At 66.3% G+C, this 19,764-nt stretch carries 19 protein-coding genes; 9 read left to right on the top strand and 10 right to left on the bottom strand.

What is annotated here, in order from left to right; all coding sequences use genetic code 11:
* The first annotated feature begins 58 nt into the window (after window positions 1-58).
* Complete coding sequence (locus H7J86_RS03950; RefSeq protein ID WP_267290571.1) at window positions 59-619, top strand: TetR/AcrR family transcriptional regulator; 561 nt, start codon at window positions 59-61, stop codon at window positions 617-619.
* A gap of 22 nt (window positions 620-641) precedes the next feature.
* A complete protein-coding gene (locus tag H7J86_RS03945) occupies window positions 642-1,097 on the top strand; it encodes a hypothetical protein (RefSeq protein ID WP_090356619.1) in 456 nt (151 codons plus the stop codon).
* Here H7J86_RS03945 and H7J86_RS03940 read toward each other — a convergent pair.
* Window positions 1,091-2,008 (bottom strand): HpcH/HpaI aldolase/citrate lyase family protein, encoded by a 918-nt coding sequence (locus tag H7J86_RS03940; protein ID WP_090356617.1) that lies wholly within the window; start codon window positions 2,006-2,008, stop codon window positions 1,091-1,093. The two genes, H7J86_RS03945 and H7J86_RS03940, sit on opposite strands and share 7 nt — an antisense overlap.
* 22 nt (window positions 2,009-2,030) lie before the next feature.
* Window positions 2,031-2,780 carry a dienelactone hydrolase family protein gene (locus tag H7J86_RS03935; RefSeq protein WP_267289479.1) on the bottom strand — a complete coding sequence of 250 codons (750 nt, stop codon included), beginning with the start codon at window positions 2,778-2,780 and terminating at the stop codon, window positions 2,031-2,033.
* Window positions 2,781-2,822: 42 nt separating this feature from the next.
* On the opposite strand from H7J86_RS03935, the gene H7J86_RS03930 reads away from it, so the two are divergent.
* The 3 genes from H7J86_RS03930 to H7J86_RS03920 are packed head-to-tail and all read left to right on the top strand — an operon-like array spanning window position 2,823 to window position 5,322.
* Window positions 2,823-3,623, top strand: coding sequence for a thymidylate synthase (locus tag H7J86_RS03930; RefSeq protein ID WP_187099034.1), 801 nt, complete (start codon window positions 2,823-2,825; stop codon window positions 3,621-3,623).
* Window positions 3,620-4,093 (top strand): dihydrofolate reductase, encoded by a 474-nt coding sequence (locus tag H7J86_RS03925; RefSeq protein WP_267289477.1) that lies wholly within the window; start codon window positions 3,620-3,622, stop codon window positions 4,091-4,093. Before H7J86_RS03930 ends, H7J86_RS03925 begins: the two co-directional genes overlap by 4 nt.
* 14 nt (window positions 4,094-4,107) lie before the next feature.
* Complete coding sequence (locus H7J86_RS03920; RefSeq protein ID WP_267289475.1) at window positions 4,108-5,322, top strand: winged helix-turn-helix domain-containing protein; 1,215 nt, start codon at window positions 4,108-4,110, stop codon at window positions 5,320-5,322.
* Here the strand turns inward: H7J86_RS03920 and H7J86_RS03915 are convergent.
* The 3 genes from H7J86_RS03915 to H7J86_RS03905 form a co-directional block, all read right to left on the bottom strand.
* Window positions 5,319-7,328 (bottom strand): beta-galactosidase, encoded by a 2,010-nt coding sequence (locus H7J86_RS03915; protein ID WP_267289473.1) that lies wholly within the window; start codon window positions 7,326-7,328, stop codon window positions 5,319-5,321. The genes H7J86_RS03920 and H7J86_RS03915 overlap by 4 nt on opposite strands.
* A 545-nt stretch (window positions 7,329-7,873) precedes the next feature.
* Window positions 7,874-9,268 (bottom strand): APC family permease, encoded by a 1,395-nt coding sequence (locus tag H7J86_RS03910; RefSeq protein ID WP_267289471.1) that lies wholly within the window; start codon window positions 9,266-9,268, stop codon window positions 7,874-7,876.
* 30 nt (window positions 9,269-9,298) lie between these two features.
* A complete protein-coding gene (locus H7J86_RS03905) occupies window positions 9,299-10,216 on the bottom strand; it encodes a proline iminopeptidase-family hydrolase (RefSeq protein ID WP_267289469.1) in 918 nt (305 codons plus the stop codon).
* Between the two features lie 104 nt (window positions 10,217-10,320).
* Between H7J86_RS03905 and H7J86_RS03900 the strand changes: the two genes are divergently transcribed.
* The gene (locus tag H7J86_RS03900) at window positions 10,321-11,088 is read left to right on the top strand and encodes a FadR/GntR family transcriptional regulator (protein ID WP_170847225.1); all 768 of its coding nucleotides are present in this window, start codon (window positions 10,321-10,323) and stop codon (window positions 11,086-11,088) included.
* A 37-nt stretch (window positions 11,089-11,125) separates the two neighbouring features.
* Here H7J86_RS03900 and H7J86_RS03895 read toward each other — a convergent pair whose 3' ends face one another.
* Complete coding sequence (locus tag H7J86_RS03895) at window positions 11,126-11,704, bottom strand: tRNA-specific adenosine deaminase (RefSeq protein WP_090356601.1); 579 nt, start codon at window positions 11,702-11,704, stop codon at window positions 11,126-11,128.
* Window positions 11,705-11,807: 103 nt separating this feature from the next.
* On the opposite strand from H7J86_RS03895, the gene dapA reads away from it, so the two are divergent.
* Together dapA and H7J86_RS03885 are read left to right on the top strand one after the other, a co-directional pair.
* The gene (dapA, locus tag H7J86_RS03890) at window positions 11,808-12,710 is read left to right on the top strand and encodes a 4-hydroxy-tetrahydrodipicolinate synthase (RefSeq protein WP_267289467.1); all 903 of its coding nucleotides are present in this window, start codon (window positions 11,808-11,810) and stop codon (window positions 12,708-12,710) included.
* Window positions 12,707-14,383, top strand: a complete 1,677-nt coding sequence (locus tag H7J86_RS03885) for a ribonuclease J (protein ID WP_090356597.1) — start codon at window positions 12,707-12,709, stop codon at window positions 14,381-14,383. Before dapA ends, H7J86_RS03885 begins: the two co-directional genes overlap by 4 nt.
* On the opposite strand, the gene H7J86_RS03880 is transcribed toward H7J86_RS03885, so the two are convergent.
* Genes H7J86_RS03880 through H7J86_RS03870 form a run of 3 tightly spaced genes read right to left on the bottom strand, consistent with a single transcriptional unit; the run spans window position 14,384 to window position 16,417 of the window.
* The gene (locus H7J86_RS03880; RefSeq protein ID WP_187099038.1) at window positions 14,384-15,256 is read right to left on the bottom strand and encodes an SAM-dependent methyltransferase; all 873 of its coding nucleotides are present in this window, start codon (window positions 15,254-15,256) and stop codon (window positions 14,384-14,386) included.
* Window positions 15,257-15,279: 23 nt separating this feature from the next.
* Window positions 15,280-16,098 (bottom strand): mycofactocin-coupled SDR family oxidoreductase, encoded by an 819-nt coding sequence (locus H7J86_RS03875; protein WP_090356593.1) that lies wholly within the window; start codon window positions 16,096-16,098, stop codon window positions 15,280-15,282.
* 7 nt (window positions 16,099-16,105) lie between these two features.
* On the bottom strand, window positions 16,106-16,417 hold the full coding sequence (locus H7J86_RS03870) for a putative quinol monooxygenase (protein WP_090356591.1): 312 nt from the start codon (window positions 16,415-16,417) through the stop codon (window positions 16,106-16,108).
* Between the two features lie 179 nt (window positions 16,418-16,596).
* Between H7J86_RS03870 and H7J86_RS03865 the strand changes: the two genes are divergently transcribed.
* Window positions 16,597-19,200 (top strand): FtsK/SpoIIIE family DNA translocase, encoded by a 2,604-nt coding sequence (locus tag H7J86_RS03865; protein ID WP_267289465.1) that lies wholly within the window; start codon window positions 16,597-16,599, stop codon window positions 19,198-19,200.
* A gap of 12 nt (window positions 19,201-19,212) precedes the next feature.
* Here H7J86_RS03865 and H7J86_RS03860 read toward each other — a convergent pair whose 3' ends face one another.
* Complete coding sequence (locus H7J86_RS03860; protein ID WP_170847224.1) at window positions 19,213-19,713, bottom strand: amino-acid N-acetyltransferase; 501 nt, start codon at window positions 19,711-19,713, stop codon at window positions 19,213-19,215.
* Between the last annotated feature and the right edge of the window lie 51 nt (window positions 19,714-19,764).

Below are 19,764 nucleotides of genomic sequence, written 5' to 3'. Positions count from 1 at the left end.
CACTTATGGACGGTCAAGGGTGGACGTATCGACCAAGGAACGACTGGTCAATGAGGGCATGCGGCTGTTCGGCGAGCAGGGCTACCGGGCGACCAGCATCAACCAGATCGAGAAGGCGGCCGGCCTTGTCCCGGGGTGCGGCGCGCTCTACAACCACTTCAAATCCAAGGAAGCCCTGCTCACGGCCGGCATCGACCGCCAGCTCGACAGGCGCCGGGCGATGCGCGACATCAGTGCACTGTTCGCAGGTCTGGGTGATCTGCGCACAGAGCTCACCCTGCTGTGCCGCTACCTGCTGAGCGTCCTGGACCAGGAGAGTGAATTCCTCCAGGTCGCGGCGCGGACCCCCGCCGCAGACTCCGCCCGCGTGCACGATGCCTATGCCGCGCTCGTCGACGGACTGTGCACCGAACTCGCGGACTGGCTCACCGCCTGCGCGCCCAACCTGGCGCCGGTCGATGCCCGCCGGATCGCGACCTTCGGTGTGAACGCCCTGCTCGGAAAACGAGTCAGCACCATCGTGTTCCACACACCGCAGCCCGGTATCGCGGACGAGGACTATGTCGCGGAGTGGACCGTCATGCTGGCCGACCGCATCGAGTCCCTGCGTCAAAACTGACGCGGGCGGTACGCTCCCCGCTATGCCTGGGATCGCAGAACTCGCACTTGGCGCCGCCCCGATCGCCGGTGGGGCCATGTTGGGCGTGATCGCGGGGAACCTCAAACCGCCGGACATGCGTGGGCTCATCGCCAAGGATCTCGACCTGCTCGAGCGTATTCCGCCGGATCAGGTCGAGCGCAAAGCGCGGCTGCAGGCCAGCATCGACATGCGCATCGACGAACTGATCAGCGCGGGTGAGCGCAGCCGTGAGATCCGCGAGGCGGCGTTGTCCTACCGGGGTAACTGGCGCGACATCGTGGTGTTCCTCTGTGCCGTGCTGTTCACCATCGTGTGGTGGAACGTCAGCCACAGTCGCGCCAACTGGCTGGTGATGTTCATCGCGATGATCATCGTGTCGGTGGCCGCCGGAATCTATGCTGGCCGTGGTGTGCTGCGGGCGGTGCGGACCTTCCTGCACCGCGACGACACTCAGTAGTGGAAGGTGTCCGACGGCGCGGGGATGTGATCGGGATCGTCGCCGAAGTCGGACTCGTGGATGCCATAGGCCTTGGCCAGATCCAGGATCTTGTTGGCGCGCGCGATACGCGGCAGATCCGAGCCGTTGCGGATTTCGCCGCCGTCCCGCTGGAACTCGGTGAAAAACTCTCGGGCCCAGCTGATTTCCTCTTGTGAGGGGGACAGCCCCTCGTTCACCGTGGGGCACTGCTCGGGGGTCAGGCAGATCTTGCCCGTCATCCCGAACTCCGCCGACACGGCGGTCGCCTCGCTGAGCTTGCGGGCGCTCGACCCGACCGTGGGCCCGTCGATGGCACTGGGCAGCTGCGCGGCCTTGGCGGCGATGGTGAACCGCGACCTGGCGTAGGCCAGCGTGGCGGGGTTGTCCCCGAAACCGGTGTCGCGGCGGAAGTCGCCGATGCCGAAAGCCAGCCGGAACGTACCCTTGGCCGCCGCGATCTCGGTGATGCGTTCCAGCCCGCGGGCCGTCTCCACCAGTGCCACGATCGGCACGTCGGGCAGGCGCCGCGCGGTCTCGGTGACATGGTCGACGGACTCGACCATGGCCAGCATGACGCCGCCGACCGAGGTGCCGCTCAGCATCTCCAGATCGTCGGCCCACCACGGTGTGCCGAATCCATTGATCCGGACCCAGTCGGTGTTGCCGTCGCCCAGCCAGCGCACCACGTTGCCGCGGGCGTGTTCCTTGTCCTTCGGGGCCACCGCGTCTTCGATGTCGAGGATGACGATGTCCGCGCGGGACTGGGCGGCCGCCGCGAAACGGTCGTACTGGGCGCCGTTGACCAGCAGCCAGCTGCGCGCGAGTACCGGGTCGATCCGGAATCCGGGCTCGGCGGGGTCGGGTTCGAAGGTGCTGGGCTGGTCGTACACGCCGTCAATCGTCGCTTACCGGCTACGCCCGGGCGAAAGCGGCCCCGAATACTCGCTCGGTGTTCGCCCAGTGCCGCTGGGCGGCCGCCTCGTCGTACACCGCCGCGTGATCGGGCACCGCGAAACCGTGCGCGGCGGAATAGAACTCGATGGTGTGTTCGACGGCGGCGCCGGACAGGGCATCTTCGAGCCGCTTGGCGTCATCGGTGGTGAAGGAGGCGTCGTTCTCGGCGGCGCCGACATAGACGACCGCGGTGATCTTGTCGGCCAGCAGATGCGGGCTGTCCGGATCGTCCTCGACCGCGAGCCGGCCGCCGTGAAACGACAGCGCCGCCGCGACGCGCTCGGGTACCCGGGTGGCCACGATCAGGGAGGCCCGCCCGCCCATGCAGTAGCCGGTGGTCCCGAACGTGTCGCCGGCGACGTCGGGCCGGGCCGCCAGATAATCGAAGAACGCCTCGGCATCTGCCGCGAAGACCTCCGGGGTGAGCGTGCCCATCAATTCGAAGAGCTGCTTGCGCTGCTCCTGGTCGGTGAACACGGTGTTGAGGTCGAAAGGTCCCCAGCCCGGGGTGCGGTAGTAGATATCGGGCACCAGCACCACAAAACCGAAGGCGGCCAGCTGGGCCGCCATCTGGTCGAACGTGGGACGCAGGCCGCCGGCGTCGGGGAACATCACGACAGCTGGCCAGGGGCCGGTCCCGTCGGGGGTGGCCACGGTGACGGTGCAGGTGCCGTCGGCAGTGGTGATGGTGTCTGGGGTGATCGGCATGGTGTCCGTTCTACCTCAGGTGTTCGGACGTAAACTGTGCGCGTGCCGATTGCCACCCCGTACGAGGATCTGCTGCGTCTGGTGCTTGAGCGGGGCACGCCGAAGTCCGACCGCACCGGTACCGGAACGCGCAGCCTGTTCGGCCACCAGATGCGTTATGACCTCAACGCGGGCTTCCCGCTGATCACCACCAAGAAGGTGCACACCAAGTCGATCGTCTACGAATTGTTGTGGTTCCTGCGGGGTGACTCGAATGTGCGCTGGCTGCAGGAGCACGGCGTCACCATCTGGGACGAATGGGCTTCCGAAACCGGTGATCTGGGCCCGGTCTACGGCGTGCAGTGGCGGTCCTGGCCGACGCCGTCCGGCGAGCACATCGACCAGATCAGCCAAGCCCTGGAACTGCTCAAGCGCGATCCCGACAGTCGCCGCAACATCGTCTCGGCCTGGAACGTCGGCGAGATCCCGCAGATGGCCCTGCCGCCGTGCCATGCGTTCTTCCAGTTCTATGTCGCGGACGGGCGGCTGAGCTGCCAGCTCTACCAGCGCAGCGCCGACCTGTTCCTCGGCGTGCCGTTCAACATCGCCAGCTACGCGCTGCTCACCCACATGATGGCGGCCCAGGCCGGCTTGGGAGTGGGGGAGTTCGTGTGGACGGGCGGGGACTGCCACATCTACGACAACCACGTCGATCAGGTCACCCTGCAGCTGTCCCGGGATCCGCGACCCTACCCGGAACTCGTTCTGGCCCATCGTGATTCGATCTTCGATTACACCTATGACGATATCGAGATCAAGAACTACGACCCGCACCCGGGGATCAAGGCCCCCGTGGCGGTATGACGACAGCGCTGATCTGGGCGCAGTCCACCTCGGGGGTGATCGGCCGGGATAACGGAATCCCCTGGCGGCTGCCCGAAGACCAGGCCCGATTCAAAGAGTTGACCATCGGCCAGACCGTGATCATGGGCAGGCTGACGTGGGAGTCGCTGCCCGCAAAGGTGCGCCCACTGCCCGGGCGCCGCAACGTGGTGGTGACCCGCGACGCGAGCTATGTGGCCGACGGGGCCGAGGTGGTCACCGAGCTGCCCGATGACCTCGACGGTTGGGTGATCGGCGGGGCCCAGCTGTATGCGCTGGCGTTGCCGTCGGCCGACCGCGTGGAGGTCACCGAGATCGATGTCGACGTCGACGGCGATGCGTTCGCCCCGGTGCTCGACGACTCCTGGTCGGTGAGCCATGGCCCGTGGTTGACGAGCGGCTCCGGGCTGCGCTACCGATTCAACGGTTACCGCCGCTTGTCGGTGACATAGGGCACGATGACCCGGTGCCCTCTCTGACCGTTGCGCAGGCCCGTCGTATCGCCATCGCCGCGCAGGGCTTCCATGAGCCTCGTCCCGCGGGTGCCGTCACCCGTGCGCATCTGAAGCGATTGATCTCCAGAATCCAGGTGCTGCAGCTGGATTCGATATCGGTCGCGGTGCGTGCCCACTATGCGCCGGTGTTCAGCCGGCTCGGCGGCTACGACCGCGATGTGCTGGACCGGGCCGCCTGGAGCCACAGTGCGAAAAGTCCGCGGTTGCTGGTCGAGTACTGGGCGCACGAGGCGGCGCTGATGGCGGTCGAGGACTGGCCGCTGCTGCGCTGGCGCATGCGGGAATACACGCACGGCCGGTGGGGTACCGAGATCGTCCGCAAGAACCAGCAGCTGGTCGAGGACGTCCTCGCCGCCGTGGACGTGCTCGGGCCGTCCACCGCCGGTCAGATCGAGGCGCACCTGGAGTCCGAGCCGCGCGGCCGCAAGGGTCCCGCCAAGAAGGAGATGTGGGATCGCAGCGATACCAAGTGGGTGGCCGAGGCGCTGTTCGCCTCCGGCAGGCTGACGACGGCGACCCGGGTGGGTTTTGCGCGGCACTACGACCTGGCCGAGAAGGTGCTGCCGCCGGACGTGGTGGCCCGTGAGGTCGACGATCAGGAAGCCTTGCGCGAGTTGATCTTGCGTGCCGCCGGTGCCCTCGGGGTGGCGACCGAGACGGATCTACGGGACTACTTCCGGCTGAATCCCAAGCAGAGCAAGCCCACCGTGGCGGCGCTGGTCGCCGAAGGCGAACTCGAGCCGGTCGAGATCGACGGAACGCCCGCCTACCTGCGAGCCGGGCAGAAGGTGCCACGCCTCGACCGGGGCACGGCGCTGCTGTGCCCGTTCGATCCGCTGATCTTCTTCCGGCCCCGGGTGGAGCGCCTGTTCGGCTTCCACTACCGCATCGAGATCTATGTACCCGCACCGAAACGCCAATTCGGCTACTACGTATGGCCTTTCCTTCTCGACGGTGAGCTGGTGGGCCGGGTGGACCTCAAACGCACCGACAACGCGCTGCATGTGGTCGGGGCGTTCGCCGAGGACGGTCAGGACCGGTCCCGGGTGGCCGCCGCCCTTTCCGCCGAGCTGCAGGCGATGGCCGGCTGGCTGGGCCTGGGCGGGGTGACCGTCGGGGACTGCGGGGATCTGGCCGTGCCGCTGCGCCGCGTGGTCGGGAGCTAGTCGGCACTCTCGTGCGAGGTGCTCGTCGACTCGGAACTGTGGGCCTCGGACGCCTCGGGCTGACGGTGGGTTGCGGCGCGCTGCTCGGTTGACGGTCCGGTGCGCCGCGGCGCTGTGGCGGACGCTGTCGAGGATGTCGACTCATCGGAGGTCGCCTCGGCGGGCTTGGTCCGCTTGGTCTTCTTCGGCGGCTTCGGTGCCTTCGTGGACGTCGACGCCGGATCGGTATCGCCCGCTTTGGCGGTCGACGAGGTGTCCGTCGACCCCGAGGTGCCGGACTCCTTCGCGGTATCCGTGGTGGTGGTTTCCGTCGTCGTGGCCGCCTTCTCCTCCGTGGCGGAAGCCGCGACGGTGTCGGTCGACTCCGCCTGAGCCACCGCCGACACAGCCGATGTCTCGGATGCCGCAGAGCTGGCGGATACCGCGGATGTTGCTGATGTCGTGGAGGTTTCGGCTACCGTCGTCGTCTCTGCAGCGGTGGTATCCGCCTCGGCGGTGACTGCCGAGGCCACCGTGGCCGATTTCGCCGTCGCCGCCAGAGCGGTGGTGGCGGTGGTGCCGGTGGTCGTCGATGTGGTCGATGCCTTGGCGGCCGACAGTGCCGTCGTGACCGCACTGACCACGCTGTTCAGTGCCGTGGTGATGCTGGTCTGTACGTTGCCCACCGCCGTCGAAAGACTGTTGGTCACCGCGGTGGCGATCACCTTGATGCTCGTCAGCTGCGCCCACGCGGCGCCGAACGTGGTGCCGATCGTGGCTTTGATCGAGACGATGAACTGCTGCAGGTTCTTCACGAATCGGGTGTACGCGTTGCCGTCGTCGGTCTCGGTGGGGAAGACGGGCGTGTACGCGGCTTCGGCCAGGGTCGGGTTGGCTGCCAGCCAGGCGGCCAGCACGGCCGCCGCATCCTTGGCGGTCCAGTCGTCGGTGTATAGGCCCCAGTTGTCCTCGATGTTGCCGTCGCCGGTGTTCTGGTCCACCAGTGAGTAGATGAACATCGGTCCCACGCCGGACAGCGTCGACCACGCCTCGAGGAAATCCTGGAGAAACTCCGATTGCATTGCCTCGGTGTACGAGCCGGAGGTGGGCATGCCGTACTCGGTGGCCCAGATCAGCTTGTCCGTATCGCCATTGGCGTCCATCAGGGCGCGGATCGCCTCTACCTGCTCGATGGCCGAATCGACCGTGCCGGTGCCGGCGCTGAATTCACTCGCCAAGCCGTAGGGGTGGATCGACAGCGCGTCGAAGTAATCGGCCGCACCGGCGGCGTACATCTGCTCGATGAAGTCGACGGCATTGATCGTGTCCGTACCCAGCGACACTCCGGAGCCCACCACCCCGCCGACAACGGTGGCCTCGGGGTCGGCCGCTTTGATGGCGGTGTAGGCCGCTTTGAGAAGTTCGGTGTAGTCCTGCGCCGACGGCGTCGGCGACCATCCCAGATATCCGTTGGGCTCGTTCCAGATCTCGTACGCCGAGATCAGCTGGTTTCCGTCGTTGGCACTGGCGCCGTACCGGGTGGCCAGTGCACTGACGAACGACGCGTAGTCCGTGTAATCGGACGGTTCCCCGTTGGCGACGGTGTAGCCGTAGTCCGAGGCCCAGGTCGGGGTACTGGTGACACAGGCGGTGACGGCGATCCCGCGTTCGGCGGCAGCGGCGATGACGGTGTCGAGACTCGACCAGTCGTACTCGCCCTCGGTGGCTTCGATGTTGCGCCAGGGCACCAGGATGCGAATCTGAGTGACACCCAGCGAGTCCAGGCTGTCCATGGCGGAGGCGAGGTCGTCAGCGGACATGTAGTAGAAGTCGGATTCGGCGATGCCCGCAGCGGTCGAACTGGTGTCGACCGTGGCGGTCAGCACGTAGGGCGACGAGGCTTGCCGGATGGCAGGGGGTTCCGGCGGCGTGGACAGATGCGCGCCCGCGGTCACCACGATCGCGGCCAACAGTGGGGCGCCGAATTTGACCGAATCGGTGCCACAGCGGCCAAGGATTTTCTTCATTGCCATGACTCCAGTCACTCTCTACTAAAAGTGCTCCAGCGAATGCTGCAGACCTTAAGCAGGTTGACAGGAATTGTCAGTGTTTCCCAGCGAATTGTGTGTGCCATATTGGCACAGTGCGCGCATATATTTCTCATAGGGGGCAATAATTATTCGGATTTCGGCAAACTGTCGATGCATAGCATCCGCCAATTACGCCGATCGATCCGATGTGCGGAACTGGTATCAATTCATCTGGGACAGAACAGTTTCGGCGATAGCTGTGGATGATCTGAATTGTGTATGCGGCAACGCAAACTCACGGTTGCAAACGTAGTAAATATCCGCCAGTCATTCTGCGCAACCGATCCAGTCCGATTGACCCGGGTTTGCCGGACCATTTGCTGAGGAATTTCACAGCTGAAGAGGAGATGGGGTCGAATGCAGCGGTGCGGCTATGCCCTTTCCGGGCGGCGGTGCGGCGTCAGGTCCGGGCGCTCGAGAGCGCAAAGCGATACCGCCGGCGATCGCCGGCGGTATCGCTTTGCGCGGTTGACTGGCGGCGGTTAGGCGTCGTGGGCGGGGACCGATGCGCGCCGGTCGCGTACGACGTTGACGCCGAACACGATGGCGCCGATCGCCAGCCACACCAGGCCGCCGATCTTCGCCAGCGGATCGGCATTGACCAGGACGTAGGCGATGATCATGAAGCCCACCGCGGGCACCACCAGGTGCAGCAGGTAGTTCTTCGACTTCTGGCGCACCAGGTAGTACCACGCCACCGAGATGTGCAGCAGGCAGAACCCGAACAGGGCGCCGAAGTTCACCAGTGAGGAGATCAACCCGATCTGGCCCACGAAGAACAGCACCAGCACCAGGCTCAGCGCGCTGACCACCAGGATGGCGGCGAACGGCACCCGGCGTGAGCTGATGATGGACAGGAATGCCGGCAGCTGACGGTCCCGGCTCATCGAGAACAGCAGCCGGCTGGTCGCGGCTTGAGCCGCCATGGCGTTCGCGAATCCCACGGCCAGCACGTTGACCACGAAGAACGCGTTCATCCATCCGGTGTTCGACGCGGCCTGCACCAACAGGAAGAAGGCGTTGCCGACCTCGTCGTCGCTGAAGGATTCGCGGCCGCCGGCGAGCAGGCTGGCAAGCCAGGTCTGGGCGATGAACAGGCCGGCGACGACGAACAACGCGATGATCATCGCGCGGCCCGCGGGATTGCGCTTGCCCGTGGATTCCTCGGCCAGCGTGGAGATCCCGTCGAAGCCGAGGAAGCTCAGAACGGCGATGGACAGGGCGCCCGCGATCAACGGGGCGCTGATGGCGCCCGAGTTCCAGATCGGTGTGGTGCTCCACATGACATGGGGCAGGGTCTGGCCGTTGATGGCGCGCACCGCGATGACCACGAACACCACCAGGAACACCAGCTCGATGGCCAGGAACAGCCGGTTCACGATCTTCAGCGACCCGACGCCCAGCAGATTGATGACGGTGTTGACGACCACGAAGACGACAGCCCATATCCAGCGCGGGGTACCCGGGAAGAGGCCGATCATGGATTCTGCGGCGAACACGTACAGCAAGGTGGGGATCAGCAGATAGTCCAGCAGGATGGCCCAGCCGGCGAAGAACCCGAGCCCGGGGTGGATGCCGCGGCCCACGTAGGCGAACACCGAGCCGGCCAGCGGAAAGGACTTGGCCATCTGTGCGTATGCCAGTGCGGTGAACACCATGGCGACCAGGCCGATGAGATAGACCAGCGGCACCATGCCGGCGGCGCTGTTGTACACGGTGCCGAAGATGGTCCACGGCGCGATGGGCACCATGAACACGAGCCCGTAGACGATGAGGTCGACGGTCGACATCGACCGGTTGAGTTCCTGTTTGTACCCGAATGATTCGAGGCTGCGTTGCCCCTCACCGGTGGTGAGGTGGGCGGAGGTGGTGGCCATGGGTGTGTCCTGTCAGATTGGTGGTGGGGATCAGACCCGGGCGTCGGCGGCCAGATCGTGCAGGGCCAAGAAATCCGCGATCACCGCGCGGAATTCCTCGGGTTTCTCCAGATGCGTGCAGTGGCTGGTGTCGGGGAAGACGTGACTGCGGGCGTCGGGGATGTGGTCGACGTAGGGCTGCCACGTCGCCGGGGTGGCTTCGTCGAACTCGCCGGCGACGACGAGCACGGGTGCGGTGATCGAGGGGAGGCGCTCGATCACCGTCCAGTTGCGCATCGTGCCGATGACGTGAAACTCGTTGGGGCCGTTCATGGTGTGGTAAACGGTGGGCTCGGCCAACATCTGTGCCTCGCTGTCGGCGAAGTCCTTGGGCATCGGCACCACCCGGCAGACGTGGCGGCGGTAGAACTCGTCCGTGGCGGCCAGGTATTCGGGATCGGTGACGGTGCCGTCGGCCTCGTGGCGGTGCAGCGCGGCTTGCGTGTCGGCGGGCAGCTGCGCCCGTAGTTCGGCTGCGCCCTCCACCCACAGTTGCATCGAGGCCGGGGAGTTGCAGATGGACAACGACGCCAGCCCGGCGGGTCGCAGGACGGCGATCTCGGCGCCGAGCATGCCGCCCCAGGACTGTCCCAGCACGTGATAGGACTCGATGCCCAGCGCGGTCCGGACGGCGTGGAATTCCTCGACGAACAGTTCCGGGGTCCAGAAGTCGGTCGGGGCGTCGGGCAGATGGGTGCTGCGGCCACAGCCGATCTGGTCGTAGTGCACCACGGTGCGGCCGGTCTCGTCGGCGAGTGCGGCGATGTTGGCCACGTAGTCGTGAGCCATCCCGGGTCCGCCGTGCAGCACGATCAGCGGCAGCGCCGCGGGGCGCGGGTTGGCGGGGGTCGTGAGCTGGACCCAGGTCTCGTGCTCGCGGAACGGGACCATGCGGGTGAAACGTGGCATGACGGTCAGCATGGGACGTTAAAGGTCTCGCTGCAAGACCATTAATCAGCTTTTAACATTCGGTATCGATACTGTGGGCAATGAGTGTGGAAGGGAGTGCCGCGATGACCCGGTCGGTCGGCGTGGGCATGCCCGGACTCTTGGAGAGCCGGCTTCAGTCGCCTTCGCGGGTGGACGAGATCACCGACCGGCTGGTCACGGCCATTGCCATCGGGGAGTACCTGCCCGGGGCGCGGCTGCCGTCTGAACGAGATCTCGCCGCGGCCCTGTGCGTCGGCCGGATGACGGTACGTGCGGCGCTGGCTCGGCTGGTCGAGCGGGGACTGGTCGAAACCAGGCGGGGCCGCGGTGGCGGAAGTTACGTGCTGTTGCAATGGCCGGAGTCCTCCACCGACTCGGTGGGGCGCACGCTGACCATTCGGGTCGGGGAGCTACGCGACCGGTGCGACGCCATCTGCCGGCTGCACGGCGCGGTCTGCCGGGCGGCGGCCGAATCCCGTTCCGAACGTGATATCGCCATGCTGCGGGACCGGCTGGCCGCGTACGGCCATGCCGAGAGCGGGTTGGCGGCACAACAGGCCGACAGTGCGCTGCACCTGGCCATCATGGACGCGGCGCATAACGCCGTCCTCAAACAGGTGCTGCTGGAGCTGGAGGCCTCGGTGAGCATCGGTGCGCCCGCGCACGTGTGGGGCGAACCCGAGACCATGCGGCAGATGGAGATTCGGGCCTTGCGTGAGCACGAGCACCTCATCGACGCGATCGCCGACGGTCGCGGTGACGATGCCGAGGCGCTGGCGCGTGCGCACGTGGCCATCGACTTCGAGAACATCTCCACGGCGATGCGCCGCGCCGGCGTGCTTGTGGAGTGAGTCGGGTCGGGCCGTCCCCGACCGGGCCCGCTCGCCGCTAACTCAGCGGAATCTCGTTGCCGCCTTTGGACTCCTGGTACTGCACCGACAGCACGGCATATCGGTCCTCGATCAACTGGCGCCGGGCCAGCAGCTCGGTGCGCAGCGGTTCCTCTTCGGCGGACACCAACTCGGGGATGGAGTACGCCGTCCAGAACGCATTGGTGCGCCGATAACCGCCGGGCTCCAGACCGAACACCTCTTTCAGGATCAACAGGTCGTGGGGGATGGCGAAGGCATCCCGGGAGTCCTCGTGGCTGAAGAAGTAATAGAAGTTGTCGAAACCAGCCCAGGTGATCGCCGACATGCACATCGTGCACGGTTCATGGGTGGACACAAAGAGCAGTTCCGCGGTCGGTGGATGCTGGGGGAGCTCGTAGAACTGCTTGAGAGTGTGCACCTCGCCGTGCCACAGCGGATTACTTGTCTCGTCATTGGTCCCCGCGATCACGAGGGACAGGTCGTCCTTGCGCAGGATCGCCGCGCCGAACACCTTGTTCCCGGCGCTCACCCCTCGTTCGGTGAGCGGCAGGACATCGAGATCGATCACGTCGAGCAGACGGCGGGCAAGGCTCATGCGCGACCCTAACGCCGCGTCGGCGGGCCCGCAGGGCCGACGTCCGGCTCTGACCACCCCCGGGATGCATAAATGGGACCTACCACCGGGTAATCTTGCCCCCGTGAGCACCACCGGAATCGACGTCAGCGCGCGTTTGGGCACCCTGCTGACTGCCATGGTGACGCCGTTCGGCCCGGACGGCTCGCTTGATCTGGCTGGTGCGAAGAAGGTGGCCAAACATCTGGTCGACTCCGGGTGTGACGGCCTGGTGATCTCCGGGACCACCGGAGAGTCGCCGACCACCACCGACGACGAGAAGATCGCCCTACTCGAGGCCGTGCTGGAGGAAGTCGGGGACCGCGCACGGATCATCGCGGGTGCCGGCACCTACGACACCGCCCACAGCGTGCACCTGGCCCAGGCCAGCGCCGCCGCGGGGGCGCACGGTCTGCTGGTGGTGACGCCGTACTACTCGCGGCCGACCCAGCGCGGTCTGGTGGCGCACTTCACCGCGATCGCCGACGCCACCGACCTGCCGGTCATTCTCTACGACATCCCGCCGCGCTCGGTGGTCCCCATCGAGTGGGACACCATCCGCACCCTGGCGGCGCACCCGAACATCGTCGCGGTCAAGGACGCCAAGGGCGATCTGCACGGCGGCGGTCAGATCATCGCCGAGACGGGTATCACCTACTACTCCGGCGATGACGCGCTGAACCTGCCGTGGCTGGCGATGGGTGCCACCGGCTTCATCAGCGTCTGGGGCCATGTGGCTGCCGGGCAGCTGCGAGAGTTGCTGTCCGCCTTCAACTCCGGCGATATCGCCACCGCGCGCAAGATCAATGCAGGATTGGGGCCGCTCTGCGAGGCGCAGGCCCGGTTGGGTGGGGTGACGATGTCGAAGGAGGCGTTGCGTCTGCAAGGCATCGAGGTCGGCAATCCACGGCTTCCGCAGGTGCCCGCTGAACCGGCCGAGGTCGAGAAGTTGGCCGCAGATCTGCGCGCCGCCGGCGTGTTGGCATGATGACTGATCTTGCTCCGCCGGGGCCGCTGGCTCCGGGTGGTCTGCGAGTGACCGCGCTGGGTGGTATCGGCGAAATCGGTCGCAATATGACGGTTTTCGAACATCTCGGCCGGTTGCTGATCATCGACTGCGGGGTGCTGTTCCCCAACCACGACGAACCCGGGGTGGACCTGATCCTGCCGGATATCCGGCACGTCGAGAGCCGTCTCGACGAGATCGATGCCGTCGTGATCACGCATGCACATGAGGATCACATCGGGGCCATCCCGCACCTGTTGAAATTGCGGCGCGACATTCCGATCGTGGGTTCGAAGTTCACGTTGGCGTTGATCGCCGAGAAGTGCCGTGAGCATCGCATCAAACCGGTGTTCATTGAGGTCGCGGAGGGACAGCGCACCACGCACGGGGTCTTCGAATGTCAGTACTTTGCGGTGAATCACTCGATTCCCGGTTGCCTGGCCGTCGCGCTGCACACCGGTGCGGGAACCGTGTTGGCCACCGGTGATATCAAACTCGACCAGATGCCCCTGGACGGGCGTCCCACCGACCTGCCCGGCATGTCACGGCTCGGCGACGCCGGCGTCGACTTGTTCCTGTGTGACTCGACGAATTCCGAGCATCCCGGCGTCAGCCCGTCGGAGAGCGAGATCGGACCGACGCTGCACCGGCTGATCCGCGGCGCCGACGGCCGGGTGATCGTGGCGTGCTTCGCCTCCAACGTGGACCGGGTGCAACAGATCATCGATGCCGCGGTCGCGTTGGGCCGCAGTGTGTCCTTCGTCGGCCGGTCCATGGTGCGCAACATGGGCATCGCCCGTGATCTCGGATTCCTGAAGGTCGACGACTCCAAGGTCATCGACATCGGCGCGGCCGAACTGTTGCCCGCAGATCGGGTCGTGCTGATCACCACCGGTACCCAGGGCGAGCCGATGGCCGCACTGTCGCGGATGTCGCGCGGCGAGCACCGCAGCATCACGCTGACCGCGGGGGACCTGATCATCCTGTCGTCGTCACTGATCCCCGGCAACGAGGAGGCGGTGTACGGCGTGATCGACTCGCTGTCCAAGATCGGTGCCCGCGTCATCACCAATGCTCAAGCGCGCGTGCATGTCACGGGCCACGCCTACGCCGGTGAGCTGATGTTCCTCTACAACGGGGTGCGGCCGCGCAATGTGATGCCGGTGCACGGCACGTGGCGCCACCTTCGCGCGAACTCCAAGCTGGCAGTGCTCAGTGGGGTGCCGGAGGAGAACGTCATGCTGGCCGAGAACGGTGTCAGCGTGGACCTGGTCAACGGCGTGGCATCGATCGCCGGTGCCGTGCCGGTGGGCAAAATGTTTGTCGACGGTCTGATCACCGGCGATGTCGGCGAATCTGTTGTCGGCGAACGGCTCACCCTCGCTTCCGGTTTCATCGCCGTGACGGTGGTCGTGCATCGGGGCACCGGCAAGCCGGCAGGCCCCGCCCATCTGCACTCACGCGGCTTCTCCGAGGATCCCAAGGCGCTGGAGCCCGCCGCGTTGAAGGTGCAGCAGGAACTGGAACGCCTTGCCGGCGAGCAGGTTACCGATACCGGGCGCATCGCCCAGGCGGCGCGGCGAGCCGTCGGCAAGTGGGTCGGCGAGGTGTACCGCCGCCAGCCGATGATCGTGCCGACGGTGATCGAGGTCTGATCAGACCCGCACCGCCACGGCGGCCCACTCGATGGGCGAGGCGGCCAGTTTCCGTCCGGTCGGACGGATGTAGGTGTCGCGGTAGTAGCTCGGGCCGGCCTGCTCGATCAACCGCCACCCGTAGCCGGCCAGGATCTCCTCGACCCGTTCCGGCACGAAACCCGATTTCCACACCTGGCGGCGTTCGCGGAACCGGCGGTGCAGCGATCGCGCGCCGTACAGGTTGGCGCCGTCGAGGAAGTCCTGCCGGATGTAGGTGAAGATCATCCGGCTGCCGGGTACGACGGCACGCAGCTGCTCGAACGTCGCATGCAGGGCTCCCGGAGTGAGGTACTGGGTGACCCCTTCCCAGATGAACAAGGTGTGTCCGGTGTCGTGGAAACCTGCGGCGGCAAGCGCGGCGACCACGTCATCCCGCTCGAAATCGACGCTCACCAGGCGTACCGACGCCGGTACCGAACCGAGAACCCGTTGTACCGTGGCGGTTTTGCGGTCGATGTTGAGCTGCTGATCGACCTCGAACACCGGGAGATCGCTGTAGCGGGCAATGCGGTAGGGGCGGGTGTCCAGGCCCGCACCGAGGATGACGACGGTATCGAACTCGGTGACCGGATCGGAGACGCGTTCGTCGATATAGCGTTTGCGGCAGGCGATGCTGGCCCACAGGCCGGGACCGGACCGCTCGGTTGCGGCGATCACCGCCCGGCGCAGCACGCCCAGGCGCAGCAACCGGACCACCGTGCGCATGCCACCGGGCAGGAAAGACTGCGCCAGATCGTCGTCGACCAACCGGCGTTGCGGCGCCTCATGGTGCTCGATCGCCGCCAGCACCATGGGCCCGAAAGCCGTCTGCGCCTCCGGATTCCCTGCCATCGGCCGCCCCCCTTTATTTGTGCTCAGCGTTTGTTGACGTACCCCGCATCCACCGGAAGCGCCACCCCCGTCACATAGCGCGCCGCGTCGGACACCAACCAGTACACCGCATTGGCAATATCCTCGGGCTCCAGCGTCTGCACCGGCAGGGCGTTGGTCATATCCGGTCCGCGAAACGACTGCTGCGCCATACCCTCAAGCCACGACCGAGTGAACTCGTTGTCGATCATCGGGGTGTTCACCCCCGCGGGATGCACTGAATTCACCCGGATATTGAACTGCGCCAGGAAATTCGCGTAAACCCGCATCAGGCCCACGACACCGTGTTTGGCCGCGGCGTAGCCCACCGACCCGCCGACCGGCGAGCCCAGACCAACCAGTCCGGCCACCGAGCTGGTGAGCACGATCGCCCCGCCGTTGCCGAACTTGATCATCGGCTTCATCGCGACGTCGACGGTGTGGTAGACGCCGGTGAGGTTCACGTCGAGCACATCCTGCCAGGCGTTCTCATCGGCCATCGGCGCGATACCCGCGTTGGCGATCACGATATCGAGTCGATCGCCGAGCGCCTCGGTACCTGCCCGCAGCGCGGTCTTGAGGGAATCTCGGTCGCGGACATCGGCTTCTGTGGCGAAGATGCGCGCGCCGGACTCTTCGACGAGCTTGACGGTGGCCGCCATGTCGTCCCGGGTGGCCAGCGGGTAGGGCACCGACGCGATCTGATCGCACAGATCGACGGCGATGATATCGGCGCCTTCGGACGCCAGTTTCAGCGCGTGCGCGCGACCTTGGCCGCGCGCGGCGCCGGTGATGAAGGCGACTTTGCCGGTCAGGGCGGCCACGGGTGCCCTACCGCAACTTGCCCTTGGCGGGATCGCCGGCGACCACTGGCGCCAGCATCTTGATATCCGGTGCGCCGTCGAGGTGCTCACCGATGGTGCCGAACAACGCACCGATCGCGGGTGCGGTGCTGTGCGTCTTGAGCGCCTCCTCGTCGGCCCACTGCTCGACGAAGACGAAGGTGCCGTTGGCCTCGTGAAGCGAGTACAGCTCGCAGCCCGGCTCGGAATGGACGGCCTCGATCGCCGTCTTGGCGGCGTCACGAACGAGGTCGATGGACTCAGGCTTGGCGGTCAGGGTGGCGACGACGACAACAGGCATGACTAGGCGGCTCCTCGATGAGTGTGACCAGACAGTTGTCCAGTCTACGTACCTAGGGCAGGAGCGCAGCGACCCGGCACATTTCCGCATGTGATGACGCATCGGTAGGCAATCGAGACCCATTTGTGACAGGTGTGGCAGATGTTGAATCTGGGGCTATTGCGACTAGGCTTGAGACCATGGCCAACAAGACCGCAGCCAGGTCCTCGACCCGTTCGACCAGGTCAAAGGCTGGTTCGGCGAGCAGCACCCGCGGCGCCGCCAAGCCCGCGCGTCCCGCTGCCCCTCGCAGGAAGCCCGCAAAGTCGGCCCGACCGGCGCCGCGCCGGAACTCGTCACCGCTGGCGACCGCGGGTGCCGCCGTCGGCCGGGGCACCCGGGCGGGCTGGCTGATGCTGGCCAAGGGCGCCGGCTCGACCGCCCGCTCGGTGGGACGTGCACGCGAGCTCGAGCCGGGGCATCGCCGGGACGGCATCGCGCTGGCCCTGCTCGGTGTCGCGGTGATCGTCGCGGCGAGCTCGTGGTTCGACGCGGCCCGTCCCGTCGGCGGCTGGGTCGATATCGCGGTACGCACGGTGATCGGTGGGGCCGTGGTGCTGGTGCCGCTCATCCTCGGTGTCGTCGCGGTGGTGCTGATGCGCACCGAACCCGATCTCGATGCCCGCCCGCGCCTGATTCTGGGCTCGGTGATGATCGCGTTGCCGGTGCTGGGTCTGTGGCACATCTGGTCGGGCGGACCCCAGGATCCCGACGCCCGCCGGCATGCCGCGGGTTTCATCGGCTTCGCGATCGGTGGCCCGCTGTCCGACGGGCTCACCGTGTGGATCGCCACCCCGCTGCTGGTCATCGGGGTGCTGTTCGGTCTGCTGTTGGTGACCGGCACGACGATCAGAGAACTGCCCGACACCCTGCGGGACATGTTCCGCACCAGGGCTTTTGACGACGAGTACGACGAATACGACGACGAGTACGCCGACGATCGCGCAGCGTCGGACGAGTACGCCGACGACTTCTCCGACGGTTACTACGACGATCCCGCCACCTACGGTGACGGCGATATCCAGACCTGGCCGACCGCCGAGCTGACTCGCCCGGCTGGTACGCCGATGGACAATTACCCACTACCGGAACCGATCTCGGATGACGACGGGGCGAGCGCAGCGCCGACACTGCCGGAGCCACGCGCGATCGAAGCGTCCAAACCGGTCCGCAAGAAGCTGGAGACACCCAAGAAGAAGCAGGACGACACCCTGGTCGTGGACCGGGTCGTCGAGGGGCCGTACGTGCTGCCGGCGTTGGACCTGCTGATCGCCGGCGAACCGCCCAAGAAGCTCACCGCCGCCAACGAGCACATGACCGATGCGATCACCTCGGTGCTGCAGCAGTTCAAGGTCGATGCCGCGGTCACCGGATGCACCCGCGGGCCGACGGTCACCCGCTACGAGGTCGAGCTGGGCCCCGGCGTGAAGGTCGAGAAGATCACCGCGCTGCACCGCAACATCGCCTACGCGGTGGCCACCGAAAGTGTGCGCATGCTGGCGCCGATCCCGGGCAAGTCCGCCGTCGGTATCGAGGTGCCCAACACCGACCGGGAGATGGTGCGCCTGGCCGACGTGCTCACCGCGCCGAGCACCCGCCGCGACCATCACCCGTTGGTGATCGGGCTGGGCAAGGACATCGAAGGCGACTTCATCTCGTGCAACCTGGCCAAGATGCCGCACCTGCTGGTGGCCGGGTCGACCGGCTCGGGTAAGTCCAGTTTCGTGAACTCGATGCTGGTGTCGCTGCTGGCCCGGGCCACCCCGGAAGAGGTCAGGATGATCCTGATCGACCCGAAGATGGTGGAGCTCACGCCGTACGAGGGCATCCCGCACCTGATCACGCCGATCATCACCCAGCCGAAGAAGGCCGCCGCGGCGCTGGCCTGGCTGGTCGAGGAGATGGAACAGCGCTACCAGGACATGCAGGCGTCCCGCGTGCGTCACATCGACGTCTTCAACGAGAAGGTGCGTTCGGGGGAGATCAGCGCACCCCTGGGCAGCGAGCGGGTGTACAAGCCCTATCCCTACATCCTGGCCATCGTCGATGAGCTCGCCGACCTGATGATGACCGCGCCGCGTGATGTCGAAGAGGCGATCGTGCGGATCACCCAGAAGGCGCGCGCGGCCGGTATCCACCTGGTGCTGGCCACCCAGCGTCCCTCGGTGGACGTGGTCACCGGCCTGATCAAGACCAATGTGCCGTCCCGGCTGGCGTTCGCCACCTCCTCGCTGACGGACTCGCGCGTCATCCTGGACCAGCCCGGAGCCGAGAAGTTGATCGGCATGGGTGACGGGCTGTTCCTGCCGATGGGCGCCAACAAGCCGACCCGTATGCAGGGTGCGTTCATCACCGACGAGGAGATCCACGCCGTCGTCGAGGCCACCAAGGCCCAGGCCGAACCCGAATTCATCGACGGCGTCACCAAGGCCAAGCCGACCGGTGAGCGCACCGATGTCGACCCCGATATCGGTGACGATATGGACGTCTTCCTGCAGGCCGTCGAGCTGGTGGTGTCCTCGCAGTTCGGCTCCACCTCGATGCTGCAGCGCAAGCTGCGGGTCGGCTTCGCCAAGGCGGGCCGGCTGATGGACCTGATGGAGACCCGCCAGATCGTCGGGCCGTCCGAGGGATCCAAAGCGCGCGAGGTGCTGGTCAAGCCCGACGAATTGGCCGGGACGCTGGCACTGATCCGCGGTGGGGCCGACGCCAACGGCGCCGATGCCGACGACGAGGACTTCTAGAGCGGCGCGCTCTCAGAGCGTGAGCAGCATCCGGGTGTTGCCCAGGATGTTCGGTTTCACGTAGGACAGATCGAGGAACTCGGCGACACCGGTGTCGTAGGAGCGGCACATCTCCTCGTACACCTCGGCGGTCACCGGGGTGCCCTCGATCTCGGTGAACCCGTGGCGGCCGAAGAAATCGGTCTCGAAGGTCAGCACGAAGATGCGCTGTAGGTGCAGTTCGCGCGCCACGTCGAGCAGCTGCGCCACCACCCGGTGCCCGACGCCCGCGCCGCGCACCTTCGGGTGCACCGCGACCGTGCGCACCTCACCCAGATCGGCCCACAGGACGTGCAGGGCACCGCAGCCGACGATCTGGCCATCGAGCTCGCCGACCCAGAACTCCTGGACGGCCTCATAGAGGTTGACCAGGTTCTTCTCCAGCAGGATCTTCCCTGCGTAGATGTCGACGAGCGCTTTGATTGCCGGTACATCGGACGTCCGGGCCCTGCGCACAATCAGGGGATCGACCAGCTGATCAGGCGCCTCATTCACAGCAGCGAGAGTATCGGTTGGAGCAACCGA

Source organism: Mycobacterium hackensackense, assembly GCF_025822555.1.
Classification (GTDB): domain Bacteria; phylum Actinomycetota; class Actinomycetes; order Mycobacteriales; family Mycobacteriaceae; genus Mycobacterium; species Mycobacterium fluoranthenivorans.
Note: the sequence above shows the minus strand (reverse complement) of the source record. Positions and strands in the feature narration are given on the sequence as shown.

Coding starts and splice junctions, on each gene's coding strand:
- H7J86_RS03945 (WP_090356619.1), top strand. CDS start 642: ATGCCTGGGATCGCAGAACTCGCACTTGGCGCCGCCCCGATCGCCGGT.
- H7J86_RS03910 (WP_267289471.1), bottom strand. CDS start 9,268: ATGGCCACCACCTCCGCCCACCTCACCACCGGTGAGGGGCAACGCAGC.
- H7J86_RS03880 (WP_187099038.1), bottom strand. CDS start 15,256: ATGGCAGGGAATCCGGAGGCGCAGACGGCTTTCGGGCCCATGGTGCTG.
- H7J86_RS03925 (WP_267289477.1), top strand. CDS start 3,620: ATGACGACAGCGCTGATCTGGGCGCAGTCCACCTCGGGGGTGATCGGC.
- H7J86_RS03905 (WP_267289469.1), bottom strand. CDS start 10,216: ATGCCACGTTTCACCCGCATGGTCCCGTTCCGCGAGCACGAGACCTGG.
- H7J86_RS03935 (WP_267289479.1), bottom strand. CDS start 2,780: ATGCCGATCACCCCAGACACCATCACCACTGCCGACGGCACCTGCACC.
- H7J86_RS03915 (WP_267289473.1), bottom strand. CDS start 7,328: ATGAAGAAAATCCTTGGCCGCTGTGGCACCGATTCGGTCAAATTCGGC.
- H7J86_RS03885 (WP_090356597.1), top strand. CDS start 12,707: ATGATGACTGATCTTGCTCCGCCGGGGCCGCTGGCTCCGGGTGGTCTG.
- H7J86_RS03950 (WP_267290571.1), top strand. CDS start 59: ATGCGGCTGTTCGGCGAGCAGGGCTACCGGGCGACCAGCATCAACCAG.
- H7J86_RS03865 (WP_267289465.1), top strand. CDS start 16,597: ATGGCCAACAAGACCGCAGCCAGGTCCTCGACCCGTTCGACCAGGTCA.
- H7J86_RS03895 (WP_090356601.1), bottom strand. CDS start 11,704: ATGAGCCTTGCCCGCCGTCTGCTCGACGTGATCGATCTCGATGTCCTG.
- H7J86_RS03900 (WP_170847225.1), top strand. CDS start 10,321: ATGACCCGGTCGGTCGGCGTGGGCATGCCCGGACTCTTGGAGAGCCGG.
- H7J86_RS03870 (WP_090356591.1), bottom strand. CDS start 16,417: ATGCCTGTTGTCGTCGTCGCCACCCTGACCGCCAAGCCTGAGTCCATC.